Genomic DNA, 6,036 nt, shown 5'->3' on the forward strand with positions numbered 1-6,036 from the left:
CCGTGTGGTTCACGCCGCCGCGACAATAGACGTAAGCGGCGGCAAGCCGACCCTCGGCCATCGGCGTCAGTTGCTCCCAGCGCAGCGAATCGAACTCGATCGACGAAGCGGCCGCAACATCATGCACCGGCACCATGACGAACGGTGCGCCCGCGCTCCAGAACGAGGGCACGTGATTCTCGAAACCGATCTGCGAGAGCTTCAGGCTCAGCGCATCTGCGATCGCCTGTCGGTCGAAGCGTGCGTCGAGCCTGACGGATTTCCGCGGCAGGTCGAATTCGGCAAAGCTCGCCTGCCCGGCCTTGAGCCGCACGGCACAGCGCACCGGCCCCACCTTTTCCTCCAGCACCTGAACGAGGTCGATGCCCTCTTCGATCGCGCCATGCTGCGCCTCGGCGATCGCCACGGCCGCGCCGACGGTCGGATGGCCGGCAAAGGGCAGCTCCTGGCTGGGTGTGAAGATCCGCAGCTTCGCCGTATGTGCGGCACCGCCGGGCCTGCGAATGAACACCGTCTCGGACAGGTTGAATTCCTGCGCGATTGCCTGCATCGCCCCGTCCTCCAGCCAATCGGCACCGAAAACCACGGCCAGCGGATTGCCCTCCAGTTGCCTGTCGGTGAAGACGTCGTAGATCGCGTAGCTGAGCGCCATTCATGTCCCCTTGCGAATATGCCCGAACTTTGCAGCGTCGAGACGCGGGCGGCAAGGCTTAAAAGCACCGGTACACAACTCGACGCGGATCACGTTTTCTTTAGCTCCCACTCCCGCGGCTTGCCTCGCCGTCCGAGCGACCAAAAGTCTGCCCGGACTCAGCCGGCGCTCATCCGCCGTCGCGCAGCCATCAGACAACCCTCGCTAAAGCACGAAAATACAAGAGGATACGACGCCCCGCTGACTCAAAATCAGAGCGGCTTCTCACGCCGGAACAGCCAGTCGAGGATCGGCGGGATGAAGGGCGGATAGTTGTGCGCCACGGGGTCCGGGCCAAAAACCGCGATCGCTTCGTCGATCTCAGGTTCGGGATCGACTGAGATATGCGCGGCAACGCGCGCAACCAGCGCTGCCGCCTTCTCCGGATAGCGATAGACCCGGATGAGCGTCACGGCGCGGCCCATATGCAGCAGGTGATAACCGGGCTCCACAGTCGCGAGCGAAAGGTCGATGCCGGTTTCTTCCATCGCCTCGCGGCGGATATTGCCGTCGATTTCGCAGCCGCCATCGACGATATCCTCGGGCTCCAGCGAACCGGAGGGGCTGTAGACCCGGCCGGGGTTGGCGGTGTGCCCGCCCATGCGCACAAGAACCAGCGCACCGTCGGAGGAAAGAATCGCCGGCATGGCGAAGAGATGAAAGGCACCCTTTGCCCGCGTCTTCCGCCACCAGAGAAAGGTCGAATAGGGCACCACATGCCCCTCGCCCTGCAACCGGCCGTCGTCGATGCGAAGCGCCCTCAGCAGCACCATGCGCCCATCGAAGAGGTGCGGATTGGCGGCGATCTCCCGTTGCCAGTTTTGCTGCGCGCGCCCCACCTCCTCCAGGTGAAACGGATGCGCCGCGCCGCTAACGCGGACATCCACCGCATCGATCGGGATGATGACGCCTTCGGCTGGCCACTCAGCCGTGTTGCTTTCAAGCGCGCTCATGTTCACACATCCAGGGTGATGGCCACGGGGCAATGGTCGGATGCCTTCGGCCGGTCCCAGCCGGTGCGCGGATAACGCTCCACCTCCAGCTCCGGCGGAAAGATCGTGCGGAACGGCTGGCCGCCGCGAATGACCTCGGGCACCTGGTGTGCGTTGCGCTTGGCAAGCGCCGGCGACAGCCAGATATAGTCGAGCTGGCAGAGATGCCGCTCCTGCGGCCCGCGGCTGTGAAACAGCGTCCAGCGGTCCATCACCGGCCGGCGCAGCATCGGGTTTTCGGCAAAGCCGCCATGAGTGAAGACGTCGAGCGAACTCGTCTCCTCCTCATGCGGCACGAACTGGTAGCCGGTACGCCGGTCGCCGAGGATGTTCACCTTCTCCTGGTAGTCGTTCATGTCGCCGCAGATCGCAAACATCTTGTCGGCCGTGTGCCCGCGGCCAAAGCGGCTTTCGATAATGTGGCGCACGGCCGAGGCTTCGGCGACGCGCAGCGGCATCGTCGCCTGCCGGCCGTCGAGCCCCTCGCGCGCCGGCCCCATCGATTTGAAATGCACCACATAAAGCGTCAGCGGCCGCCCGCCGATCCGAAGATCGAGCTCCAGGCAGTCGCGCTTGAAGATCCGGTCGGCCGGCCGGTTGGTATGGGCAATCTGGTCGTTGAAAAGGTCGAGGTCCTCATAGGTCAGCCCCGCATGGCTTTTGACCTCCAGGCACTCGATCGGCTGGCCGTCGCGCGTCTCCTCGCGCATCAGCACGGCCACATCGATCCCGCGCGAATCATTGCCTTCGATCAGGTACTTCTGGCGATAACCGTTGCCGACCATGCGAAAGAGGTAGTTGTACTCGAAGGCCTGCAGCGAGGCCATGTTGTCGGCTTCCTGCAGGCAGAGGATATCCGCATCGCAATCGGCGATCGCCAGCGCCGACATCTGCCGCGTATCGTCCGTATGCGCAATCGTGCGCGCCTCCTCCAGCCGCTGGTACTCGGCTTCCGTCTTCACGTCGAAGAGCCGCAGCACCCGATCCTGCTTCAGCTGGTTGCGAAATCCGGAAAAATCGAAGCGGCTCAAAAGGTTTTCGATATTGAAGGTGGCAAGGCGAAGCGACATTTATCAATTCCGTGGCATGAAATGTGGGGAGCTTAAGCAATTCCAGGAAAAGTGTGAAACGGTTTTCCGTTCGGAATTGCGGCAATACAAAAAGCAATTCCAGGAAAAGTGCGAAGCGGTTTTCCATCCGGAATTGCGTCATCTCAGAACGCAATTCCGGGAGAAGTGTGAAACGGTTCTCCGTCCTGAACCCATAGAAATCCTGCACCTCCGCAGCCTTCCGCTTCGAGCCCGGCCTGTCGGATGGGACCGCCACACAAATATGATCCATGTCATTCAGAACACGAACCAATGTGCTCATATGGCATTATCGCGTTGTCTCTTGCACTTTGTTGGAGGATGGGGTTGAACACGGAAATCGAAATCAAGCTCGAGCTTCTCCCTGAAGATCTCGATCGTTTCGCCGAATCCGGGCTTCTGGGTGAGCCCGCAAACGTCGAAAGCCAACGGTCGGTCTATTTCGACACGCGCGCCCGCGACCTGTTCCAGTCGGGTTTTACGCTGCGCATCCGCACCGTCGGCTCTGCCCGCACCCAGACGATCAAGGCGACGGGCGCGAGCGCCTCGGTCTTTGCCCGGCCGGAATGGGAACAGCCGCTGGACGATGACGAGCCGGTGGCCAACCACACCACGCCGCTTGCCGCCCAGTTCGACCTTGAGCCGGGCGATCTGCAGGCGCATTTTGCCGTCGACGTCGAACGCACCACCTGGAAGGTGAAGCAGGATGGCGCCGACATCGAGGTCGTGCTCGACCGCGGCCGGATCACCGCGGGCACCCGCCAGACCACGATCGGCGAGATCGAGCTCGAGCTCAAGGACGGCGTGCCCGAAGCGCTCTTCACGCTTGCCCGCCGCATCGAGGCGATCGTTCCCATCCGCTTCGGCGTCATGTCCAAGGCCGAGCGCGGTTTCCGTCTCATCGATGCCGAGCAGATGGTCTTCAAGGCCGAGCCGGTCGAACTCGACCGCGAGATGCGGGTGGCAAAGAGTTTTCGCACGGTCGCCCTTTCCTGTCTTCGCCACCACCGCCTGAACGAGGACGTGCTGCGCGTGCGCCAAAACCCGGAGGCGCTGCACCAGTCCCGCGTTGCCCTTCGGCGCTTGCGATCGGCCTTCTCGCTCTTCAGGGATCTGCTTCAGGACGATGAAAGCACCCGCCTGAAAGGCGAGCTGAAGTGGCTGGCAGGCGTCTTCGGCAAGGCCCGCGACGTCGACGTTCTCCTGGCGCGCGCATCGCAGCCGGAACTTCTCGAGCGACTGAAGACTGCCCGCGCCGCCCGCTATCGCGAACTGTTCGAAGCGCTCGACGACGGTCGCGGCCGCGCCCTGATGCTCGACCTCCACGAATGGCTGCATTGTGGCGCCTATCTCTCCGCACCCCCCGCCGAACTTCACGATCGTCCGGTGACCGATTTCGCCGAGGCGGTGCTCGACCGCGAACGCCGGAAGCTGAAGAAGCATGGTCGTGCGCTCGCCAAGGTCAACGACGAGGAACGGCACGAGGCTCGCAAGGACGCCAAGAAGCTGCGTTATGCCGCCGAATTCTTCGCCACGCTGTTCGACGACAAGCGCGGCGCTAGGCGCCACAAGCGCTTCACCACGGCCATGGCCGCGCTGCAGGATGAACTCGGCACGCTCAATGACCTGGTCTCCGCGCCGGACGTGCTGAGCGAAATCGGCCTTGGGGACCACCCGGACGCCGGAACGCTCGTCGTTGAGGCGAACAAGGACAAGCTCATCGACCGCGCACAGGCCGCGCTCGACGACGTGATCGACGTCAAGCGTTTCTGGCGTTGAACACGCCGGGCAAACCGACGTCGGTTTATCCCGGCACCTTGGCCCCCCTCATGCCGCAACTGTGATCTTCGGCGGCTGCCAGGAGCCGTCGAGGATCTCGTCCTTGCCCCAATAGGCGCGAATATAGAGCGAAAAGATCCCGTGCGGCGCCGGCAGCCAGTTGCTGTCCTTCTCCCCTCCGGGGCGCTCGGCGCCCACGTAGATCGTTAGCGAGCCATCCTTGTTGCGCTTCAGCTGCCGGGACTTGGTGCCGACCGAATAGCGCTCGTGCTCGTTGGGATGGAAAAGATGCTTGTCGTTGTAGAGGGTCAGCGACCAGAACCCGTTGACCGGCGGATCCTCACCTGGCGCAAAGGTGATCTCGTAGAGCTTCACGCCGGTCAGCTGATCGCCGGAGCCGTCGAAATCGGTGTAGAAATATTGCGTTTCCGAGGGCCTGTTGTCGAACATGTTCGACTTGGCCGTTCCCGTCCGGTTGAAATAGTCGATGCCCCATTGCGCGTTGTTGACCGAGCGGTTCCAGCCGTTGCCGGCTGGAAGCCCGTTGCGCTGCCAGTCGAAGAAGGGTGCAATGACCTTTTCCTCGGTCTCGATCGCCGTATCGACCAGCATCTGCTTCAGCTCTTCGTCCCTTTCGGTGGCGTCGATCAGCAGGCGGAACTGCGCATAGAGAGCCTCTTCCCCCGGCAGCGGATCGACGGCGGCAATCGCATCGGGGAACTGCTCGAAGAATTTTTCCGGCACCACCCACCGCGTTTCGCCCTCGGCTGCCGCATCATCGGCCGGCGGGGCTGGAATATCGATGAGCTTCGCCCATTCGATCGTCTTCATCTGGCCGGTAAAATCCTTGAGCGGATAGAAGACGACCTGGTTGATGAACGGCTGAATGTCCTTGTTGTCCTCGCCCGTGTCGTCCTGAAAGATGCGCGGAATGGCGTTGGCAAGCGAGGTCGGCGAACGGATGATATCGGTAATGCCTGCCGGCTTCAGCCCGTCCCAATCGGGCCCGACGAGCAGGTAGAAGCCGGGCTTGGTGCCATAGGGCTTTCCAAGCTGGCCGAACTGGTCGGTGCGCGCGTCGTAAAGCGCATAGACCCAGAAGCGGTCGCCGAAATCGGGCACCTGAGCGACGACGGGCTCATCGTCGAGTTCGAAGAAGCCGAGGCCGTAGACCACATCCTGGTTGGGGCATGTGACGAAGGTTTCGGACGGCTCGATATAGTCGTGCAGCATGCCCACCTGGCCGCGCGGGGCAACCGGCAGAATGCCACCGAGCAGGCCGGGACTCGGCGCCTGGGTGATCCTGGCCTTGCGGTTGAGCATGTTGACGATCGGCCAGCCCCAGACATAGGCCATCTGCGCGATCGTGCGGGCATAGCCCGGATGCATGGCGACGCCGGTGACCGGCAATGTCGGCGCACCCGGCCCGAGCGCCTGCTGTGCCGCGGCGGGCGTGGCCGAGGTCACGACCGAGGCGGCCGTCAGC

At 63.0% G+C, this 6,036-nt stretch carries 5 protein-coding genes; 1 reads left to right on the forward strand and 4 read right to left on the reverse strand.

Annotated features, from left to right (window positions below; translation table 11 throughout):
- The 3 genes from L981_RS32530 to L981_RS32540 form a co-directional block, all read right to left on the reverse strand.
- Positions 1 to 652, reverse strand: a 652-nt coding sequence (locus tag L981_RS32530) for a PhzF family phenazine biosynthesis protein (protein WP_043626816.1), incomplete at its 3' end; no start/stop codon positions are given.
- A gap of 251 nt (positions 653 to 903) precedes the next feature.
- The gene (locus L981_RS32535; protein ID WP_043626818.1) at positions 904 to 1,644 is read right to left on the reverse strand and encodes an NUDIX hydrolase; all 741 of its coding nucleotides are present in this window, start codon (positions 1,642 to 1,644) and stop codon (positions 904 to 906) included.
- Positions 1,645 to 1,646: 2 nt separating this feature from the next.
- Positions 1,647 to 2,753, reverse strand: coding sequence for an endonuclease/exonuclease/phosphatase family protein (locus L981_RS32540; protein WP_043626821.1), 1,107 nt, complete (start codon positions 2,751 to 2,753; stop codon positions 1,647 to 1,649).
- A 339-nt stretch (positions 2,754 to 3,092) separates the two neighbouring features.
- Here L981_RS32540 and L981_RS32545 point away from each other — a divergent pair, with 339 nt between their 5' ends.
- Positions 3,093 to 4,550: a CYTH and CHAD domain-containing protein gene (locus L981_RS32545; protein ID WP_245281759.1), complete on the forward strand. Its 1,458-nt coding sequence runs from the start codon at positions 3,093 to 3,095 to the stop codon at positions 4,548 to 4,550.
- 48 nt (positions 4,551 to 4,598) lie between these two features.
- Here L981_RS32545 and L981_RS32550 read toward each other — a convergent pair whose 3' ends face one another.
- Positions 4,599 to 6,035 carry a DUF1254 domain-containing protein gene (locus tag L981_RS32550; RefSeq protein ID WP_245281760.1) on the reverse strand — a complete coding sequence of 479 codons (1,437 nt, stop codon included), beginning with the start codon at positions 6,033 to 6,035 and terminating at the stop codon, positions 4,599 to 4,601.
- Position 6,036: the final 1 nt, after the last annotated feature.

It is taken from the genome of Ensifer sp. ZNC0028, from assembly GCF_000799055.1.
Classification (GTDB): Bacteria; Pseudomonadota; Alphaproteobacteria; order Rhizobiales; family Rhizobiaceae; genus Ensifer.

What these genes read in the sequence shown, in the direction of transcription:
- L981_RS32535 (WP_043626818.1), bottom strand. Translation starts at nt 1,644, where the DNA reads ATGAGCGCGCTTGAAAGCAACACGGCTGAGTGGCCAGCCGAAGGCGTC.
- L981_RS32540 (WP_043626821.1), bottom strand. Translation starts at nt 2,753, where the DNA reads ATGTCGCTTCGCCTTGCCACCTTCAATATCGAAAACCTTTTGAGCCGC.
- L981_RS32545 (WP_245281759.1), top strand. Translation starts at nt 3,093, where the DNA reads ATGGGGTTGAACACGGAAATCGAAATCAAGCTCGAGCTTCTCCCTGAA.